General features: G+C 57.6%; 20 protein-coding genes and 2 pseudogenes. 12 read left to right on the top strand and 10 right to left on the bottom strand.

Annotated features, from left to right (window positions below; translation table 11 throughout):
• The first annotated feature begins 8 nt into the window (after window positions 1-8).
• Window positions 9-533 carry a phosphatidylglycerophosphatase A family protein gene (locus tag ACYVIS_RS11295; RefSeq protein ID WP_232742531.1) on the top strand — a complete coding sequence of 175 codons (525 nt, stop codon included), beginning with the start codon at window positions 9-11 and terminating at the stop codon, window positions 531-533.
• Window positions 530-1,036 carry a CinA family protein gene (locus ACYVIS_RS11300; protein WP_232742532.1) on the top strand — a complete coding sequence of 169 codons (507 nt, stop codon included), beginning with the start codon at window positions 530-532 and terminating at the stop codon, window positions 1,034-1,036. Before ACYVIS_RS11295 ends, ACYVIS_RS11300 begins: the two co-directional genes overlap by 4 nt.
• Here the strand turns inward: ACYVIS_RS11300 and pyrF are convergent.
• The 4 genes from pyrF to ACYVIS_RS11320 form a co-directional block, all read right to left on the bottom strand.
• The gene (pyrF, locus tag ACYVIS_RS11305) at window positions 1,020-1,835 is read right to left on the bottom strand and encodes an orotidine-5'-phosphate decarboxylase (RefSeq protein WP_460874009.1); all 816 of its coding nucleotides are present in this window, start codon (window positions 1,833-1,835) and stop codon (window positions 1,020-1,022) included. The two genes, ACYVIS_RS11300 and pyrF, sit on opposite strands and share 17 nt — an antisense overlap.
• 139 nt (window positions 1,836-1,974) lie before the next feature.
• The gene (locus ACYVIS_RS11310) at window positions 1,975-2,358 is read right to left on the bottom strand and encodes a diacylglycerol kinase (protein ID WP_232742534.1); all 384 of its coding nucleotides are present in this window, start codon (window positions 2,356-2,358) and stop codon (window positions 1,975-1,977) included.
• A gap of 93 nt (window positions 2,359-2,451) precedes the next feature.
• Window positions 2,452-2,970 carry an SDR family NAD(P)-dependent oxidoreductase gene (locus ACYVIS_RS11315; protein WP_232742535.1) on the bottom strand — a complete coding sequence of 173 codons (519 nt, stop codon included), beginning with the start codon at window positions 2,968-2,970 and terminating at the stop codon, window positions 2,452-2,454.
• Window positions 2,967-3,965 (bottom strand): alpha/beta hydrolase, encoded by a 999-nt coding sequence (locus ACYVIS_RS11320; protein ID WP_232742536.1) that lies wholly within the window; start codon window positions 3,963-3,965, stop codon window positions 2,967-2,969. Before ACYVIS_RS11320 ends, ACYVIS_RS11315 begins: the two co-directional genes overlap by 4 nt.
• A gap of 239 nt (window positions 3,966-4,204) precedes the next feature.
• On the opposite strand from ACYVIS_RS11320, the gene ACYVIS_RS11325 reads away from it, so the two are divergent.
• On the top strand, window positions 4,205-4,867 hold the full coding sequence (locus tag ACYVIS_RS11325; RefSeq protein WP_232742537.1) for a TetR/AcrR family transcriptional regulator: 663 nt from the start codon (window positions 4,205-4,207) through the stop codon (window positions 4,865-4,867).
• Window positions 4,868-4,873: 6 nt separating this feature from the next.
• Here the strand turns inward: ACYVIS_RS11325 and ACYVIS_RS11330 are convergent.
• The 3 genes and pseudogenes from ACYVIS_RS11330 to ACYVIS_RS11340 form a co-directional block, all read right to left on the bottom strand.
• Window positions 4,874-5,182 (bottom strand): annotated as a pseudogene (locus ACYVIS_RS11330) (DUF3363 domain-containing protein); the annotation flags it as partial.
• A 236-nt stretch (window positions 5,183-5,418) separates the two neighbouring features.
• Window positions 5,419-7,059: a chaperonin GroEL gene (gene groL / locus ACYVIS_RS11335; protein ID WP_232742538.1), complete on the bottom strand. Its 1,641-nt coding sequence runs from the start codon at window positions 7,057-7,059 to the stop codon at window positions 5,419-5,421.
• A gap of 28 nt (window positions 7,060-7,087) precedes the next feature.
• Window positions 7,088-7,375: a co-chaperone GroES gene (locus ACYVIS_RS11340; RefSeq protein ID WP_232742539.1), complete on the bottom strand. Its 288-nt coding sequence runs from the start codon at window positions 7,373-7,375 to the stop codon at window positions 7,088-7,090.
• A gap of 577 nt (window positions 7,376-7,952) precedes the next feature.
• Here ACYVIS_RS11340 and ACYVIS_RS11345 point away from each other — a divergent pair.
• The 3 genes from ACYVIS_RS11345 (at window position 7,953) to ACYVIS_RS11355 (ending at window position 10,551) form a co-directional block, all read left to right on the top strand.
• Window positions 7,953-8,747, top strand: coding sequence for an SDR family NAD(P)-dependent oxidoreductase (locus ACYVIS_RS11345; protein ID WP_232742540.1), 795 nt, complete (start codon window positions 7,953-7,955; stop codon window positions 8,745-8,747).
• A gap of 588 nt (window positions 8,748-9,335) precedes the next feature.
• Window positions 9,336-9,629 (top strand): YciI family protein, encoded by a 294-nt coding sequence (locus ACYVIS_RS11350; RefSeq protein ID WP_232742541.1) that lies wholly within the window; start codon window positions 9,336-9,338, stop codon window positions 9,627-9,629.
• Window positions 9,630-9,957: 328 nt separating this feature from the next.
• Window positions 9,958-10,551 carry a YdeI/OmpD-associated family protein gene (locus tag ACYVIS_RS11355; protein WP_232742542.1) on the top strand — a complete coding sequence of 198 codons (594 nt, stop codon included), beginning with the start codon at window positions 9,958-9,960 and terminating at the stop codon, window positions 10,549-10,551.
• Window positions 10,552-10,665: 114 nt separating this feature from the next.
• Here ACYVIS_RS11355 and ACYVIS_RS11360 read toward each other — a convergent pair whose 3' ends face one another.
• On the bottom strand, window positions 10,666-11,571 hold the full coding sequence (locus tag ACYVIS_RS11360; RefSeq protein WP_232742543.1) for a LysR family transcriptional regulator: 906 nt from the start codon (window positions 11,569-11,571) through the stop codon (window positions 10,666-10,668).
• Between the two features lie 117 nt (window positions 11,572-11,688).
• Between ACYVIS_RS11360 and ACYVIS_RS11365 the strand changes: the two genes are divergently transcribed.
• Together ACYVIS_RS11365 and ACYVIS_RS11370 are read left to right on the top strand one after the other, a co-directional pair.
• A complete protein-coding gene (locus ACYVIS_RS11365; RefSeq protein ID WP_232742544.1) occupies window positions 11,689-12,111 on the top strand; it encodes a DoxX family protein in 423 nt (140 codons plus the stop codon).
• 45 nt (window positions 12,112-12,156) lie between these two features.
• On the top strand, window positions 12,157-13,029 hold the full coding sequence (locus tag ACYVIS_RS11370; protein WP_460874010.1) for an NmrA family NAD(P)-binding protein: 873 nt from the start codon (window positions 12,157-12,159) through the stop codon (window positions 13,027-13,029).
• Window positions 13,030-13,036: 7 nt separating this feature from the next.
• Here ACYVIS_RS11370 and ACYVIS_RS11375 read toward each other — a convergent pair whose 3' ends face one another.
• Window positions 13,037-13,975 carry a LysR family transcriptional regulator gene (locus ACYVIS_RS11375; RefSeq protein WP_460874011.1) on the bottom strand — a complete coding sequence of 313 codons (939 nt, stop codon included), beginning with the start codon at window positions 13,973-13,975 and terminating at the stop codon, window positions 13,037-13,039.
• Window positions 13,976-14,136: 161 nt separating this feature from the next.
• On the opposite strand from ACYVIS_RS11375, the gene ACYVIS_RS11380 reads away from it, so the two are divergent.
• The 4 genes and pseudogenes from ACYVIS_RS11380 to ACYVIS_RS11395 form a co-directional block, all read left to right on the top strand.
• On the top strand, window positions 14,137-14,739 hold the full coding sequence (locus ACYVIS_RS11380) for an NADPH-dependent F420 reductase (RefSeq protein ID WP_460874012.1): 603 nt from the start codon (window positions 14,137-14,139) through the stop codon (window positions 14,737-14,739).
• A gap of 3 nt (window positions 14,740-14,742) precedes the next feature.
• Complete coding sequence (locus ACYVIS_RS11385; protein ID WP_460874013.1) at window positions 14,743-15,246, top strand: SRPBCC domain-containing protein; 504 nt, start codon at window positions 14,743-14,745, stop codon at window positions 15,244-15,246.
• 166 nt (window positions 15,247-15,412) lie between these two features.
• Complete coding sequence (locus ACYVIS_RS11390; protein WP_460874014.1) at window positions 15,413-16,207, top strand: SDR family NAD(P)-dependent oxidoreductase; 795 nt, start codon at window positions 15,413-15,415, stop codon at window positions 16,205-16,207.
• Between the two features lie 103 nt (window positions 16,208-16,310).
• Window positions 16,311-16,457: pseudogene (locus tag ACYVIS_RS11395) on the top strand (sugar O-acetyltransferase); the annotation flags it as partial.
• Between the two features lie 65 nt (window positions 16,458-16,522).
• Here ACYVIS_RS11395 and ACYVIS_RS11400 read toward each other — a convergent pair.
• Window positions 16,523-17,419, bottom strand: a complete 897-nt coding sequence (locus ACYVIS_RS11400; protein ID WP_232742550.1) for a LysR family transcriptional regulator — start codon at window positions 17,417-17,419, stop codon at window positions 16,523-16,525.
• Between the last annotated feature and the right edge of the window lie 57 nt (window positions 17,420-17,476).

Here is a 17,476-nt window from a genome sequence, read left to right on the forward strand (position 1 = left end):
TTGGTTTTATGCCTTCTGTTGATCCCGGTACGTCGGCGACACCGCCCCTCGAGCCGACCCTGGCATGGGTATACCATTCGCCCGCGCGGATTATTTCGTTTGGTTTCGGCAGCGGCCTGTTGCGGCCCGGGCCGGGCACATGGGGCACGGTCCTGGCGTGGATACTCTGGGTGCTGCTGGTTTCCCGGCTTCCCGATGGCGCAATTGCCGCCGTGCTGGTGTTATCGTTTGCCTATGGCTGCTGGAGCTGCCACCGCGTCGGCAAGGAACTGGGGCAGCCCGATCACGGCGGCATGGTATGGGACGAAATCATCGCCTTCTGGCTGGTGCTGTGGTTGACTCCCGGGGTATGGGGCGCGCAATTGCTGGCGTTTCTGCTGTTCAGGGCCTTTGATATCGTCAAGCCGCCGCCCATTCATTTCTTTGACGCTCATTTCAAAAATGGCTTCGGAGTGATGTGGGACGACATCGTTGCCGCCATATACGCCTTGCTGGTGATGGCGATTCTGGTTCGATTGGAGCTATTGCTATGAGCGCGCACGAATCTTCAGACCTGGTTCAGGCATTGGGTCAGTTGATGATAGACCGCGGCTGGATGATGGCCTGTGCCGAGTCCTGCACCGGGGGCCTTTTGAGCGCCGCGCTGACCGATGTGGCGGGGTCGAGCCAATGGTTCGACCGAGGCTTCGTTACCTACAGCAATGCGGCCAAAATACAGCATCTGTTGGTGCATGCCGATACGCTGGAACGGTTCGGCGCCGTCAGCGAAGAAACCGCCATGGAAATGGCGGCCGGCGTGCTGGCGGTTTCCAGCCTGTCGCAATTTGCCATTTCCACGACCGGCATTGCCGGGCCTGGCGGCGCGACGCCGGGCAAGCCGGTAGGCATGGTGTGTTTCGGTTTTGCCCGGCGCACGCCCGATGGCGTTACAACACGTGCCGCGATCCGGGTTTTCGAAGGCGACCGCCAGCAGGTGCGTTCAAGCGCCGTTGCCTATGCCCTGCATACCGCCATAGAGCTTATCGGGCAGCATTGATCGCATCGCGCGTGGCCAGGGCCGCCGCCGATGCCGCTTCGCGCCAGTCCTCTCCGCCGCTGGCGTACAAAATGGCGCGCGACGAATTGATCATCATTCCCGCCCCACGGCTGTCGCAGCCCGCCTTGACCGTGACGGGGATATCGCCGCCCTGGGCGCCTATACCCGGCACAAGCAGAGGCATATCGCCGACACGCTGCCTGACCCGGGCGATTTCATCGGGGAAGGTGGCGCCCACCACCAGGGCGCATTGGCCGTTGGTATTCCAGCGGTCGGCGACCAGTCCGGCCACATGCAGGTACAGCGGCAGGTCGTCTTTCGACTCGATGAACTGCAGGTCGGAGCCGCCCTTGTTCGAGGTGCGGCACAACACAATGACCCCGCGGTCCTGCCAGGCCAGATACGGTTGTATGGTGTCGAAGCCCATATACGGGCTGACCGTGACCGCATCGGCGTTATAGCGCTCGAACGCTTCACGGGCATATTGTTCGGCTGTCGAGCCTATGTCGCCGCGCTTGGCATCGAGCACGATGGGGAGCTGCGGATATGCCTGGCGTATGTACCGGCACAGGGCTTCAAGTTGCTCTTCAGCGCGTTGCGCCGAGAAATACGCGATCTGCGGCTTGATGCCGCAGGCATAGGGAGCGGTGGCATCGACAATGGCGCGACAGAACTCGTAGATGGCGTCGTCGCGGCCTTGAAGCTCGGCGGGAAAGCGCTGCGGATCGGGGTCCAGGCCCACCATGAGCAGGGAGTTCGAGGCGGACCAGGCTTGATTGAGCTTTGTAATGAATGTCATGGGCGATAACAGGGGTGCGGCAAAAGTGGCGGAAACGGCAGCCGTCTACAGGGATGTGCGACGCGCGCAGGCTCTAGTGTAGTGGACTTTGCACGCGCCGATCGCGCCGCAAGCCCGGGGCAGCCGTTTGCCTTTTCATCTACAGGAACCGGACGCACAACAAGGTGCCCCAGACCAGGCCTCCCAGCGCCAGGGACAGCATGACCGCCGCGCTGCCCAGGTCCTTGGCGCGGCCGATCAGGGGATGATGTTCGAGCGTAATCGCATCGGCCAGCGCTTCGAGCGCCGAATTCAGGATCTCCACGATCAGGACAAACAGGATCGTTGATAGCAGCAGCAGGATCTCCAGGGCATTGCGGCCCAGCCAGAAGGCCGCTGGCGTCAGCACAACAGCCAGCAGCAGTTCCTGGCGAAAGGCCGCCTCATGCTGAAACGCGGCTTTGAAGCCCTGCAGCGAATAGCGCAGGGCATTGAGCAGGCGGCCGAAACCGCCAAGGCTTTTATAAGGCGACGATGTGTTCATTCTTCTCTGGCGGCTTTAATTTATATTTATGCGGGAACGGGTGCCCGCTCTTCGCAATTAACAATGGCTGTATGGGGACCCCTCATAGCCAAATCAACGCTCGGACACTGAATCATACAGGCGCAGCCTGATCCAGCCAAACTTAATCCTGGGCCTCGCAGGGGGCGCTGCCATGCGCTCATAAAAAATGTCCGTTATCAAGTCTTTTCTGATGGCGTGCATGTCGAGAAAATCCATATAAACCAATAGCGCGGCAGTGATCCGAATGAGTCCCAGGAGGTTGGTCGTTATGGTGGACTCAGCATCTGTCAGGTCTTCTTGTTGATTTAGAAGGTTTTCGGGCTGCTGAAAGCCCGCATTGTTAATGAGAACGTTCAATCCCGGTGCTTTCTCGGCGAGGTACCGCGCTATCCGCTTGATGTCTTGCAGGTCGTTGGCGTTGAAGACGGCACATTGCATTCCAGGATTTGCCACGCAGACCGTCTCTAAGACGGACAGTCGCCGTCCGGAAATGATGACTTGGTTGCGTAGAGCGTGGAATGCCTCGGCCAAACCGCGTCCGATGCCCGAGCCGCCAGCGGTGATGAAAATTATGTTGCCGGTGAGTTTCACGCATGCTCCTTGAAGTCTGCCGCGTTGAATTGATTACCCGGTTTGGTCGACAGACGTAACGCAAGGAAGTTGCCGATTGCTTCAAGCGCGCTAGTCGCTGCGTTGGTTCGCCCAACAGTGGATAGGAATCCGTGTGGCATGCCTTTCCACACATCTAACTTTGCGTCGACACCAGCAGCAACAGCACGCTCGACATAGAGACAAGAGTCATCTAACAGCACTTCGTCGTTGCCCACATGCACGCGAACTGGCGGCAAGTTTTGCAGGATGCCATACAGCGGTGAAGCAAGCGGATCGGTTGCGGCCTGCTCATTCAGGTACGACTTGACCAGGGCTTCGACTTGGGCACGGACGAAGTACGGGTCTGCATCTGCTCGTGAGCTCCAGCTCTCGCCAGAAAGGGTAAGGTCGGTCACTGGAGACAGCACCACCGCGGCCACTGGGAGCGAGCTACCCACACGCGCCTTCGAAGTTGTCCATGCCAAAAGACCGAGCGCTAAACCGCCGCCCGCTGAATCGCCCACTATAGCCACGCGACTTACGCCACACTGGAACAGCCCTTCGTAGCAGGCTTGCACGTCGTTGGCTGCAGCTGGAAACGGGTTTTCTGGCGCTAGTCGGTAGTCGGGAATGAAGGCCGCTGCACCTGCACTCACAGCGATGTGTGCGACCAGCCCGCGAAAGGCTTGCGCCGAGCCCCAGTTGTACCAGCCTCCGTGCAAATGAAGGATCACCTCATCGACGCGGGCATTCACAGGGCGGCACCACCAGCCAGCGACACCGCCGACGCTGTCGGCCTCGAACGTGACATCCGCCGGCGCTTGAACGCGGCCCATGATGTTATCGAAGGGACCACGCGCGGCAATACCTTGCATCTTGCCCTTCATTGGAAGAACCATCTCACGCAAGCCAGTCATTACAACGGCATCAGCGGATGTCAGGGGATGAGTAGTTGCCCAGGGGGCATCAAGAGAAGCATTTTTGGAAAAAGACATGGCGTATCTCCGAGAGATTTGAGTCGGCAAAGCAAGTAATTGGTGGCGTTAATTTATTTAACTGAACGTAATGTAATTATAAATTGAACGAAGGTCAACCCATTGCTCCCGCATTACGGTTCATCTGCTCTACTCGGCGGTGCGATTTCTCAAACAGCGTGATGGACCGAACTGAGCGTCCTGTGACTTGGCACCACGAAATTCTTTACGGATCGTTTTGATAAAACTAAAATGGAGGCATGTCTACTATCGAGCCCACCCGAGTGTCGCGAGGGCGTCCGCGTAGCGTCTCTGCGGACTCTCATGTTGTGATCCTGAATGCCGTTTTCGAACTGCTGCAGGAGACTTCAGTTCGCGACCTGACCATGGAAGCGATTGCCAAACGTGCCAAAGTCGGCAAGCCAACTCTCTACAAGTGGTGGCCATCTAAGGCAGCACTCGTGTTTGCTGTATTCCATGAGCGGGTCGCAGTGGTGTCGAAAATCCCGAAGTCCGCGACCGCTGAACACGCTATTCGCACGAAAGTCCGTCGTCTCATCCATGAATTCAATGGCTTGTTCGGCAAGGTCATTGCCGACTTGATTGCCGAGGGTCAAAGCGAACCGGAAATCCTGAGCGAACTGGTGGAGCAACATATCAATGCTCGCAGAACTGCAACTGCGGCGGATATCGAGGAGGGGAAGCAGAAAGGAGAGTTTGACGAGTCGGTCGATGCCCAGTTGTTGATCGATGCTATCTTTGGCCCTCTATATTTCAGACATCTACTGCGCCACGCTCCGCTGACGCAAGTCTATGGGGATGAACTCGTTACCCAAGTACTCAAAGGCGTGCGCCCCGCTGGCAGTTCCCCCCGCGCGTCAACGCGAACGAAGAGGGGCAAAGAAGTATCCTCGCGAAGCTAGTGCGTTCTGTACCAATCCTTGTTCGATCAAGAAACCCGACCGCTGCCGCAGTGCCTCGCGCGCGTCACCGCCGAAGTCGTTGTCGGCGATGCTGCTGGTGCCGCCGATCAATTGCTGCTCCAACCAGATCGCGCCGATCACGCGTGTCTGGCGCTCGATAGGAAAGTGCGAACGCAGCTCCATCGACACGCCATCCAGCCGCTGTATATTGTATTACCGACCTTGCTCAGGCAGGTTCGCTGGCACGCGCCAGACTCTCTCGGCGATGTTCTTGTCGGCTGCCCGGACTTCGGCTGAACCGCGTGCTTCAACTATGGTGACCCAATTTCCAGGTGCTGCGTGGGAGTCACGCGGCTGGAAAGTGGATCGGCTTGTGGAAAGCACCGGGGTATGGTGAATCCACTTGATCCCTAAGGTAACTCGCTGTGACGAGCCTCAGCGTAGACCAGCCAAATTTGGTGCTGGCGTCAGCATGAAAAAAAATCCCGGCCAGAGACCGGGATTTTTTCGAGACAGGCGCCGGCCCGAAGGCCGGCAGACCGCAAAGGCGCTTAGAAGCCGCCCATGCCGCCCATTCCACCCATGTCAGGCATAGCCGGACCGGCAGGCTTGTCTTCCACGATTTCGGCCACAGCGGCTTCAGTCGTGAGCAACAGGCTGGCCACCGAGGCGGCGTTTTGCAGAGCCGTGCGGGTAACCTTGGTAGGATCCAGCACGCCTTGCTCAACCAGGTCGCCGTATTCGCCGGTGGCAGCGTTGTAACCGTAGTTACCCTTGCCATTGGCGACATTGTTGACCACAACGCTGGGCTCGTCGCCGGCATTGGCCACGATAGTGCGCAAAGGAGCTTCAACGGCGCGCAGAATCAGCTTGATGCCTGCTTCCTGATCGACGTTGTCGCCCTTGACCTTGGCAATGGCGGCCTTGGCACGAATCAGCGCAACGCCGCCGCCAGGAACAATGCCTTCTTCCACTGCGGCGCGAGTGGCATGCAGAGCATCTTCCACGCGGGCTTTCTTCTCTTTCATTTCGATTTCGGTCGCGGCACCGACACGAATCACCGCAACACCGCCAGCCAGTTTGGCCACGCGTTCTTGCAGTTTTTCGCGATCGTAGTCGGACGTTGCTTCTTCGATCTGAACGCGTACTTGCTTGACGCGAGCTTCGATCGATTTGCTGTCGCCAGCGCCATCGATGATCGTGGTGTTTTCTTTAGCCACTTCGATGCGCTTGGCCTGACCCAGATCGGTCAGGGCGGCTTTCTCGAGCGACATGCCGGTTTCTTCCGAAATCACAACGCCGCCGGTCAGGATGGCGATATCTTCCAGCATGGCCTTGCGACGGTCGCCGAAGCCAGGAGCCTTGACAGCCGTGGTCTTCAGAATGCCGCGAATGTTGTTGACCACCAGAGTAGCCAGGGCTTCGCCTTCGACGTCTTCGGCAATGATCAGCAAAGGACGGCTGGATTTTGCAACTTGCTCGAGAATCGGCAAGAGGTCGCGGATGTTGCTGATTTTCTTGTCGAAAATCAAGACATACGGATCTTCCAGAACCGACACTTGCTTGTCGGGATTGTTGATGAAGTAGGGCGACAGATAGCCGCGGTCGAATTGCATGCCTTCGACGACGTCCAGTTCATTTTCCAGCGATTTGCCGTCTTCGACGGTGATCACGCCTTCTTTGCCCACTTTGTCCATGGCATTGGCAATGATTTCGCCAATCGAGCTGTCGCTGTTGGCCGAGATCGAACCGACCTGGGCGATTTCCTTGCTGGTGGTGCAAGGCTTGGACAGTTTCTTCAACTCTTCGACGGCAACGGCAACAGCTTTGTCGATACCGCGCTTGAGGTCCATGGGGTTGATGCCGGCGGCCACGTATTTCAGGCCTTCTTCGACGATCGACTGAGCCAGCACGGTAGCGGTGGTGGTGCCATCGCCCGCGTTGTCGGACGTTTTGGAGGCAACTTCTTTAACCAGTTGTGCACCGATGTTTTCGAATTTGTCTTTCAGTTCGATTTCTTTGGCAACCGAAACACCGTCTTTGGTCACGGTGGGGGCGCCGAAAGAGCGCTCCAGAACCACGTTGCGGCCTTTAGGGCCCAAAGTCGTTTTCACGGCATTGGCGAGAATGTTCACGCCACGGACGATGCGCACGCGAGCGTCATCGCCAAATAGTACTTGCTTAGCAGCCATTATTAAATTCCTTGCTTGATTCGGATGATTACTGGATTACGGCGAGGACTTCTTCCTCGCGAATAACGAGCAGCTCTTCGCCGTCAACCTTGACTGCCTGGCCGGCATATTTGCCGAACAGAATCTTGTCGCCGGCCTTCAGATCAACCGGCAGCACTTTGCCGTCTTCGGTTCTTTTGCCAGGACCTACAGCGATGACTTCGCCTTGATCGGGTTTTTCAGCGGCGCTTTCGGGAATTACAATGCCCGACGCAGTGGTGCGCTCGTTGTCCAGACGCTTGACGATCACGCGATCGTTCAAAGGACGCAGTGCCATGGAGGAACTCCTGTTCAGTAAAAAAATGGAAATATTAGGGTAGGGGGTCAATTGTTAGCACTCAACCCCTTCGAGTGCTAATTATAGGGATGAATTGAATTTGTTCAAGTGGGGGGGAAGGGTTTGTTACATTTTTGATGTCGAATGTCGAACACCACTTGTAGACGTTCGCGAAGATAAGATCAACGCCCATCAATGAACGTTGATCGCTTGCGATATTGCCGGATCAACGATAGCTACTGTGCCAAGGAACCCCAATGAACAGGAGCTATGAGGTCATCTGTGTGGCCGGTCCGGGCAAAAGGCCGTCTTTGGAAGTCATACATCGCGCTCTGATGAGTTCCGCTATCGCACCAGCCCCCTGTTTCCAAGGAGCGTAAGATGCCACCTTAAGGCTTAATCAAAATGAAGCAAGAACTTGCACTTCGCCAGATACAATTGCCTCCCACGGTCTGGAGAACAGACGTGTCGCGCTTGTAACGGGTATTGGGGCGGCTATGGGTTTAGCTGCCTTGCTTTGAATTGCGGCGCAAATCCTGACTATCTCCAACTGCCTTAAATATCTTCAAAACTTAATATGACAATTCCCAACTCCTCTCTACCGGTCAGTGTCGTAACTGGCGCCGCACGCGGCATCGGGCTCGCAACCATTCGATGGTTTCTGGCTCACGGCCACCAAGTGGTTATGCTCGACATTGATGCCGAGGAACTCTCAAAAGCCGCACTCGAGTATCAAGGTGACAAGCGCGTACTTGCGCTGCCCTGTGACGTGTCGAACCCCGAGCAAGTGCAAGAGACCATGGCGCGGATCGAGGCGCACTTTGGCCGCATCGATGCGCTGGTGAACAATGCCGGCGTTGCTGTGTTCAAGACGTTAGGCACGACCTCGTTCGAAGAGTGGCGCTACGTGATGGCGACAAATCTGGATGGCGCCTTCCTCTGCTCGCAAGCCTGCGTACCCGTGATGTTAAAGAACGGCGGCGGTTCAATCGTCAACATCGCGTCGATCTCGGGATTGCGCGCCAGCACCTTGCGCGTTGCCTATGGCACCAGTAAGGCCGCGCTCATCCACCTTACGCGTCAACAGGCGGTTGAATTCGGAACCATGGGAATCCGGGTCAACGCAATCGCGCCAGGGCCTGTCGAAACCGAAATGGCCAAGCAAGTCCATTCGGCAGCAATCCGGGCCGACTATTACGACAGTATTCCGCTCGGTCGCTATGGCACTATGGAAGAAATTGCGTCGGCGGTCGGTTTTTTGTGCACACCGGGCGCCAGCTATGTGAATGGCCAAGTGCTCGCCGTCGACGGCGGATTCGATGCAGCGGGCGTCGGGTTGCCGACTCTACGCCGTGAGGCCGGTGGACGCTAAATGCTTTGAAGTCTTCCTTAGGCCACTCACCAGTCACGCCGTGACACTGTGGCCTAAGGAGGCGCTCGATCAAGCTGCGCAGCGCTCCTGAGCTTGAACGTAATACAACGGCCATCAACGTCCGCTTCTGGCCGAGGCTGTGTGAAAACTCCATCGTGAACAGGCTGACTTGAGACGCGACCTCTCAGATCGACCCATTCCCGATTATCGGGTAATCGGGAATGGTTTTGCTACTCCCGAAAATGGGGCTTTTTCGAGTTTTCACACAGCCTCGGCCAGAAGCAGACATTAGACTCGAAAGTCGCCGTCTGCGGCGATTCCCTCCCAAGTCCAAACGCCCACCGACCGTCCTTCGGCATGACGCCGCGGTCATATAGAAAAAAGGAAAAATGCCACACTGCGTGAGCAGCCACCCTACGTCAGGTAGACAGCGCTCGGTAGCGACTCAATGCAAGAGTTAACCCGACGACCTATATTTCCCGACCCCGGACAAAGCGATTTAACTATTTTTTCGGCTAATATTTGCAGTCGTTCCTTGCTGCCTACCGATATGGTCATCAGGCCAACGAACCTTTACGAGGTGACGTAATGTTGTTTGCAGTTCGTTTCTACGACAGGCCTAAGCGGCCTGAGGTGCGAAAGAGCTTCTTAAATGCACACCTTGAATGGCTTCGCGTTCACAGTGACGTAATTCTTATCGGCGGCTCTCTGCGGCTGGATCCAGAATCTGATGCCATAGGGGCGTTATGGATCGTTCACTGCGACAGTAAAAGTGTTATTGAAGATCTGCTTCGCACAGATCCCTTCTGGATACACGGGCTGCGGGAAAGATATGAAATCCACTCTTGGCACAAGGCGTTCCCTGAGCAAACCGCCATTTGAAATAAACGGGAGCAACCGTAAAGGCTTGAGCTGACACATTGATGATAGGCTTCAATCGGCTAGGAGCGGCCGGTCATGCTTTAGCCTCGAAGCAGCCATTCGCGCTGACGCTCCCGCGAACTTGGTCGAGAAGGCGCGGTGCCTAAATCGGTGGATTAACGTTTTCATCAGACGTGTTATTCGTGTACAAATATACAATGCATAGTGCCTGAACACAGCATGCATGCGGGCCATGACTTGTCACCGATGTGCTACCTTTGGAGGCCATGGCTGATATTTTTTTGTATGTAACAAGTCGGGCGCTCACCTAATTCAGAACGGGTCGAGAATGAAATCTCCAACCAAGTCCCCTACAGCCCTGTCTATTCATCACTTTGAGCAGCAACAAGACTGGACTACCTGGCTGACAGAAAACCATAACCTATCGTCTGGCGTGTGGTTGAAACTTGCAAAGAAGGGAGCCGATACACGGTCAGTTTCATACGACGAAGCCGTTGAAATTGCCCTTTGCTTTGGATGGATAGATGGACAAAAGCAAGCCCACAGCGAGCAATTCTGGCTCCAGAAATTTACTCGACGTTCAGACAAAAGCATTTGGTCCAAGATCAATAAGGAGAAAGCGCTTGCCTTGGTCAAAGCAGGAGCCATGAAACCAGCCGGACTTAAAGAAATTGAGCGCGCGAAGATCGACGGGCGCTGGGACGCTGCGTATGACTCGGCCAGCAAGGCAACTGTACCAAGTGATTTTCAGTCCGCGCTAGATAGCAATGCGCGAGCGAAGGACTTCTTTGGAACGCTCGACAGTCGGAATCGATACGCCGTTCTGTTCAGGATACAAACCGCCAAGAAGGCTGAAACGCGCGCCAAGCGAATTTCACAGTTCGTGCAAATGCTGGAACGACATGAAAAGGTACATCCGTAACCAATTCGAGTAGCGCCAGAAAGCCGCCAAGATTGAAATGATTTACCTATGCAACGACAACTTCGGAGCAGTCAATTTTTAGGGCACTCTCGATCAACGTTTATCCACCACGCCTCATTCCAGATACGGCATCAGCACAACTTCGATCCATTTCATGAATGCGCGTACTCGGCGCGACAGATTGCTCCGATGTGCTACGACGAGGGACACGGCGAGCGCCCGGCGACGAAAATCGGGCATAACCTCCACAAGTGCTCCACTCTCTAAGTATTGGCCAATCCCCAAGAGTGGCGCCTGAATCAGGCCAAGGCCGGCGAGGGCAGCGGCTTCGTAGGTCTGCGCGCTGTTGACGTGCAGCTTACCTGGCAACTGAAGCGTCGAGTAGCTATCGCCGTCCGGATATTCCCATCCATAGGGTCTTGCGCCCAGCATCGTCGAAAAATGAATTGCCCGATGCTCCTGACGCTGGAGATCTTCGAGCGATCGAGGGACGCCATGGCGCGCCAGATAGGCGGGGCTGGCAGCGTTGACCATGCGCAGCAAACCCAGCGGGCGGGCAATCAGCGTCTCGTCCCTTATGGGTCCAAGCCGCAATACACAGTCGAACCCCTCTTGAACCAGATCGACTTGCCGATCCGTACTCGACACTTCCAGCTCCAACTCGGGATGAGTCGCCATGAACTCCGGCAATGCCGGCACGATCGTTGTGCGCGCCACCTCGGTCGGAAGATCGACTCGTAAACGCCCGCGAAGTGCCACGCGATCGCCTGCGAACATCGAGTGTAGGTCATCGACTTCAGCAAGCAGATCACGGGCACGCGCATGAAATGCGCGTCCGTCCTCCGTCAGCTGCACGCTGCGCGTCGTCCGGTGCAGGAGTCTGACACCGATATCTTCTTCCAGCTTCCGGACCGCCATTGAGGCCCTTCCCTTCTGAATGCCCAAGCTATCGGCTGCGTGGGTGAAGCTCCCCATGTCCGCTACCGTTATGAAAATGAGGATGGGTTCGAGATTTTGCATTTCGTGCCTCGGTATTGTTCCCCGCAGAGAGAACAGTAAGTTCAGTTTTTCGGTGTTTATCATACCTAAGAGACACAGTAAGCTTCGAAATTAGATAACCCAATCGGAGAACGGCAAATGTCCAAAACCATGAACCCGCATCAAGTGCCTCAAGCCATGACCTTGCATCGCAGGCTGTGGGCCGGCCGGATAATGAGCGCGATTGTCGTTATCGCTCTGGTGGCAGACGGGACTATTCAGCTTTTCGCGCCAGCACAGATCGCGAGCATGTTGCAGGAAACTGGGTTCGCGATGGACCTGACCCGTGTCGTGGGCCCGATCCTACTCGCCTGCGCCATGCTTTACGCCATTCCAGCCACCTCCGTCCTCGGCGCGATCCTCGTGACAGGTTTTCTGGGAGGTGCCATCTGCGCCCATGTCCGCATTGGTGAGTTGGGGTCGCCGCCGGAAATCATTTCGCTGCTTCTGGGTGCGATGACATGGGGCGGCCTTTACGCGCGTGATCCCCGTATCCGGGCCATTCTGCCGCTCATCCGTTAAACCAACCGGGGCAGTGCTCTGCCCCTCAATATCAGGAGAAAACACATGTTTTTAGTAATGGGAATCACGGGAAAAGTGGGCGGCGCAACGGCAGCACATCTGCTGGCGCACGGCAAGGAAGTACGCGCGCTGGTCCGCAATCGCGAGAAGGCGGCTAACTGGGCGAATCAGGGCGTGGAACTGGTAGACGGCGATTGGAATGATTCGGCAGCCATCGAGCAAGCGCTCAAAGGCGTCGAAGGCGCGTTCGTCATGTTGCCGGCTGTCTGGGCGCCCTCGCCCGATTACAAAGAAGCCAAGAGCGTGATTGCAAACTATGTCGAGGCGCTCGCCAAGGCAGCGCCGCCGCGAGTGGTTGCGCTTTCATCGATGGGTGCGAACAGGACCAGCGGGCTCGGGATGATCACAGCCCTGTCGCTTCTGGAGCAAGGGTTCCGGAGCCTGAAATCGCCGGTCGCCTATGTGCGCGCCGGCGGGTTTTTCGAAAACTTTCTCTACGGCTTGCAGGCTGCCCAGGGTGGCACGCTCCCCGTCTACTACAACCCGACAAATCGGAAATCAGCCATGGTTGCGACCAATGATATCGGCGCCGAGGTCGCAGCACTTCTGACCGGGCCGGCATGGTTGGGGCATCGGGTCATCGAGCTCGGTTCGATGGTCAGCGCGGATGAAGTAGCGACACAATTGGGCGAAGTCTTGAAGGTCGACGTCAAAGCTTTTGCCATCCCGCGGGCCGGGTGGCCGGCAGCATTCGAGCAGGTCGGCATTCCGAAGGGCCACACCGGACCTGCCGAAGACATGTTTGAGGCCGTCAACGCGGGATGGATGAACCTCGGGGTCGAGGGTACGGAGCACGTCCCGGGCACGACGTCCGCCCGCGATGTCTTCGCGGCGGCCCAGAAGGCCGCTGCAGCGTAGGTCCGCGCTACACGCCCAACCGCGATGACGGCGCCTGAACGACATCGTCTTGCTCCCACAAGGTCTTCAGATGGTCAACGAACCATTTGCCTGCGGGTCCAGGCGGTTGCGAAGGCCGGTGAAATGCGGACATCGTCAGCATGAAACCTGTGCGCGGCATTTCATCCACATCCAGAACAACCAACGTGCCTGCAGCGATGTCTTTCTCGACCATGTGCAAGGGCATCCCTCCCCATCCCACGCAGTCTTTGAGGAACGCATATTTGGTCGACAAGTCCGCCAGACGCCACGTCGACGGCGATGCGACACCGAAGTCCCGGCCGGTCGTGAGGTCGGACCTGTCGGTGAGCACAAGTTGTACATGTTTCGCCAGCTCACGCCGTGGTATCCGATGACTAAAGTTCGCGAGTGGGTGACATGCTGAAGCGACCGCGACCAACGGCAATTCGCCCAGTCGCTCGCTCACCAGTGACGGAAATGTCTGGGGCAACGGAGTCAGTATGCCGAGGCTGCATCGGCCGTCCAGAACGGGCAGATAGGCGGCGCCCAAGCCCTCCACAAAGAGGCGCAGTGGCGTCAATGGAAACCGGCGCGCAAACGCTTTCGCGACGGCGCTGACAACGGTGGTCGGAAAGAACACATCGACTACCACGGAGAGTTCAGCCTCCACGCCTGAATTCATGAGCTTGGCACGAGCCTTCAGCGTGTCCACCCCTGACACGATGTTTCGAGCGTCTGCGAGCAACAGCACGCCCTCCGGCGTGAGCTTCGGGAACCGACCCGAGCGGTCAAACAGCTTGACCCCGATTTGGTCTTCCAGTCCCCCGACCCAGCCGCTCACCGCCGATTGAACGCGGTTGAGCTTTCGAGCTGCGGCCGAAAAGCTGCCTTCATCGACGGCGGCAATGAAGGTTCTGAGCTGGTCCAGAGAGACGCCATCGAGCATTCACGTGTCCTACCATCTCAAAAATAGATGGATTACATCGCAATATACTATCTTTTCAAAATATATGTCGACCGCCATCATTCGAACAGTGAAGGGCAATCCGACGTGAACTAATCCACGATGGCCTCGAAATTCATAAACATTCATTCAAGGAATTCAACATGACTTATTCCATTATCGGAACCGGCAACGTCGGTAAAGCCCTAGCACGGCAATTCGCCCGTAGCGGCATCTCGGCCGGCGTCGCGAACACTCGCGGCCCAGACTCCATCGCGTCGATGGTCGAAGAGCTTGGCGATAAGGTCGTTCCCCTGGCACTGCAGGAGGCACTCAAGGCCGACGTGATCATCCTGGTGGTTCCATTCTGGGCGCACCGAGACGTTGCCAAGGCCGCCACGACGTGGCAGGGCAAAGTCGTCATTGATGTCACCAATGCTTATGGTGTGCCGCTGTCCGACCTCGACAACCTGCCTTCCTCAGCAATCGTGGCCAAAGCGCTGCCTGGCGCGCACCTCGTGAAGGCATTCAACCATCTGCCCGCAGGTGTGCTCGCACAGGATCCTGCCACCGCCGGAGGCCGTCGGGTGATCTTTCTATCGGGTGACGACGAAGACGCGACCGCGACGGTCGCCGCCCTGGTCGAGAAGCTCGGCTACGCGCCGATCAGTCTGGGCAAGATTGCGGAAGGGGGTCAGCTCGTGCAGGCCCGGGACAAGAACTGGGCGCCGCTAATTTTTCAAGACCTATTCAAGAAAGAGAAGTGAACGATGTACGACCACGTAATCTGGCCCGGGCGGTTTGATCCGAAGACGTCGGCCATCTACGCGCTCAACGATATTGACGTGAAGGCGCCGCCTGAAGTTGTGTGGAAGCTGCTCGTCGACGCGGAGAATTGGTCGAGCTACTTTCCTGCCGAAGCTCAGGTCAAGATCCTGACCGGTGAGAAGGAATTGGCGCTCGGCACGAAATACAGCCGAGTGACGGTTGGCTTTCCGATGAGCCTTGTCGTGACCGAGTACGTGCCAAACCAAAGGCTCGCGTGGGCTACGACAGTCGACGGCGACGAGACCGGTTCGAGCGCCTACCACGGCTGGGTCATCACTCCTACTGACGAAGGTTGTCACGTGCTGACGGAGGAGACGCAACAAGGTCCCTGGTTTCTCGACGTGCTCGGACACAAGCATCCCGGTGGACTTTACCGCTATCACCAGGAATGGGTCGAATGTCTTGCCCGCGCAGCGGAGGCGGCAGCAGCAAAGAAAGCAGGTTGACGCATTTGTCCGGAAGCCTGGGCACGCCGCTCAGGCTTCAGCGCTTTCGGCGGAAGGGCGCTGAACTCGCATCTGCGCGAGCGAGATTGGATCTGAGGCGGGACGTGCTTCCAGCCCGGATCAGCGGATGGATCACTTAACTCACACACTATTGGAAAAGAACAGCATGAAGATCGAACTTAAAGGCCGCAAGGCCATCGTTACCGGATCGACGGCAGGCATTGGCCGCGCGATCGCCGAGGGGCTTGCGCGCGCGGGCGCATCGGTCGTCATCAACGGACGCGGAGAACAGCGGGTCGCAGCAGCGTTGCAAGAGCTGCGCGCGCTGTTGCCCGAGGCGGACTTTACGGGCGTGGTCGCCGACCTCTCAACGGCTGAGGGATCAGCAGCCCTCGTGGCTCAGGTGAAGGATGCCGACATTCTCGTCAACAACCTCGGTACGGCCCACCTCAATGGCTTTTTTGAACAGAAGGACAGCGAATGGCTTGACCTGTTCCAGCTCAATGTCATGAGCGGCGTGCGCGCCGCACGGCACTATGTACCTGGCATGATGAGGCGCCGTTGGGGACGCGTCGTGTTTATCAGCAGCGAGTCTGCGGTAGCGATTCCCAAGGAGATGATCGACTACGGCATGACAAAGACCGCACAGCTCGCCGTATCGAGGGGGCTTGCAGAGCTGGTCGGTGGGACTGGCGTCACCGTCAATGCGGTTTTGCCCGGGCCGACCCGATCCGAGATCCTGGGCAACTGGATGAAAGCAACCGCTGAGGAGCAGGGCATCACGCAGCAGGACGCGGAGCAAGACTTCCTTAAGACGATGCGCCCGACGACGCTGATCAACCGGTTCACGACGACCGAGGAAGTCGCAAACATGGTGATTTACGTCTGCTCGGAGCAAGCTTCCGGTACGAGCGGCGCCGCACTGCGCGTCGACGGCGGCGTCATTCGCTCGATCCCCTGAGCTTCGCGATCTGCGCACCGACGGAACGGTCAGCCGGCAGTCTCCAACAACCAAGGGAAAAAAGTATGTTTGAAACAATCAAATGGCCGGCAGATATGGCGCCCATCCCTTTGAGCCTTCGCAGCGTCGCTCCGCCACAATCGGCAGACCCATTATGACTGGGAGAAACGTTTGGATCGCTGGCGATGCAACGATTATCGGCGGAGTGACGGTAGGCGAAAACTCGGTCGTAGCTGCGGTGGGCTCCGTGGCGGACCTTCGTCGAGCTCATCCTTAACAACGCGCAGTGACCGCTATTTCCTACTTGAAATGCCCTCATATTCGGTCGATATAGGCCGCCAGCTCGTCCGGCGTTCCTTTCGGAAAGGCGCCTTTCAGATAATCGAGAAAGGCGGAGACGCGCGCGCTCAGCAGCCGTCGCGTGGGATACAGCGCCCACACGGCGATCTCGGGTGCGTCCACGTCGCCCCAATGGGCCAAGCGGCCGGCCTCCAGGTCGTGGCTGACCATCGACACTGGAAGGCAAGCGGCACCGACCCCAGCCCGAACAGCATCACGGACCATGACGAGTGACGCCAGGCGCAGTACCGGATCGATCGCTATGACGGCCCTGCCCCCCGCGTTCTTCATGGCCCAGACCCCGACGCGGTCGCCCGCGCCGCGCACCACGGTCGGGACAGGCGTGTCGTCCACTTGCTGCGGCAGGTCCGGGTGGGCCACGACGACGAGCCGGTCACGGAGAAAAATGCGGCCGATCAGACTTTCATCCGGATCTGGATTGACCCGGATCACCAAGTCGTAACCTTCCTCGACCATCTCCACGGGCCGGTCTTCCGTCGTGATCTCGAGTCGGACTTCCGGGTGGAGAAGCGCGAATCCGGCGGCCAGCTTGCCCATCGCCGTCTGCGAAAATAGCAGCGGTGCGCTGATGCGCAGTCTGCCACGGACACTGGCACCGTGTGACACGAGGGCAATTGCCGTCTCGTCGATTTCAGTGAGCAGTACGCTCGTGCGATCGTACAGGGCTTGTCCCTCTTGGGTGAGCTTGAGAGCGCGCGCGCCCCGTTCGAGCAGGCGTACGCCCAGGTTGCCCTCCAGGTTCACGACGTGGCGCGACAGCGTCGCTTTCGGACGACCGGTGGCGCGCGCGGCGCGCCCAAATCCCCCATGACGGGCGACTAAGTTGAAATCGGAAAGGGCAAGAAGGTCCATGTGTTTCACCAGTGAGACAGTGCGTCTAACTATACCGTCTATCGGTACGCTCGTGGG

Source organism: Paralcaligenes ginsengisoli (assembly GCF_054781135.1).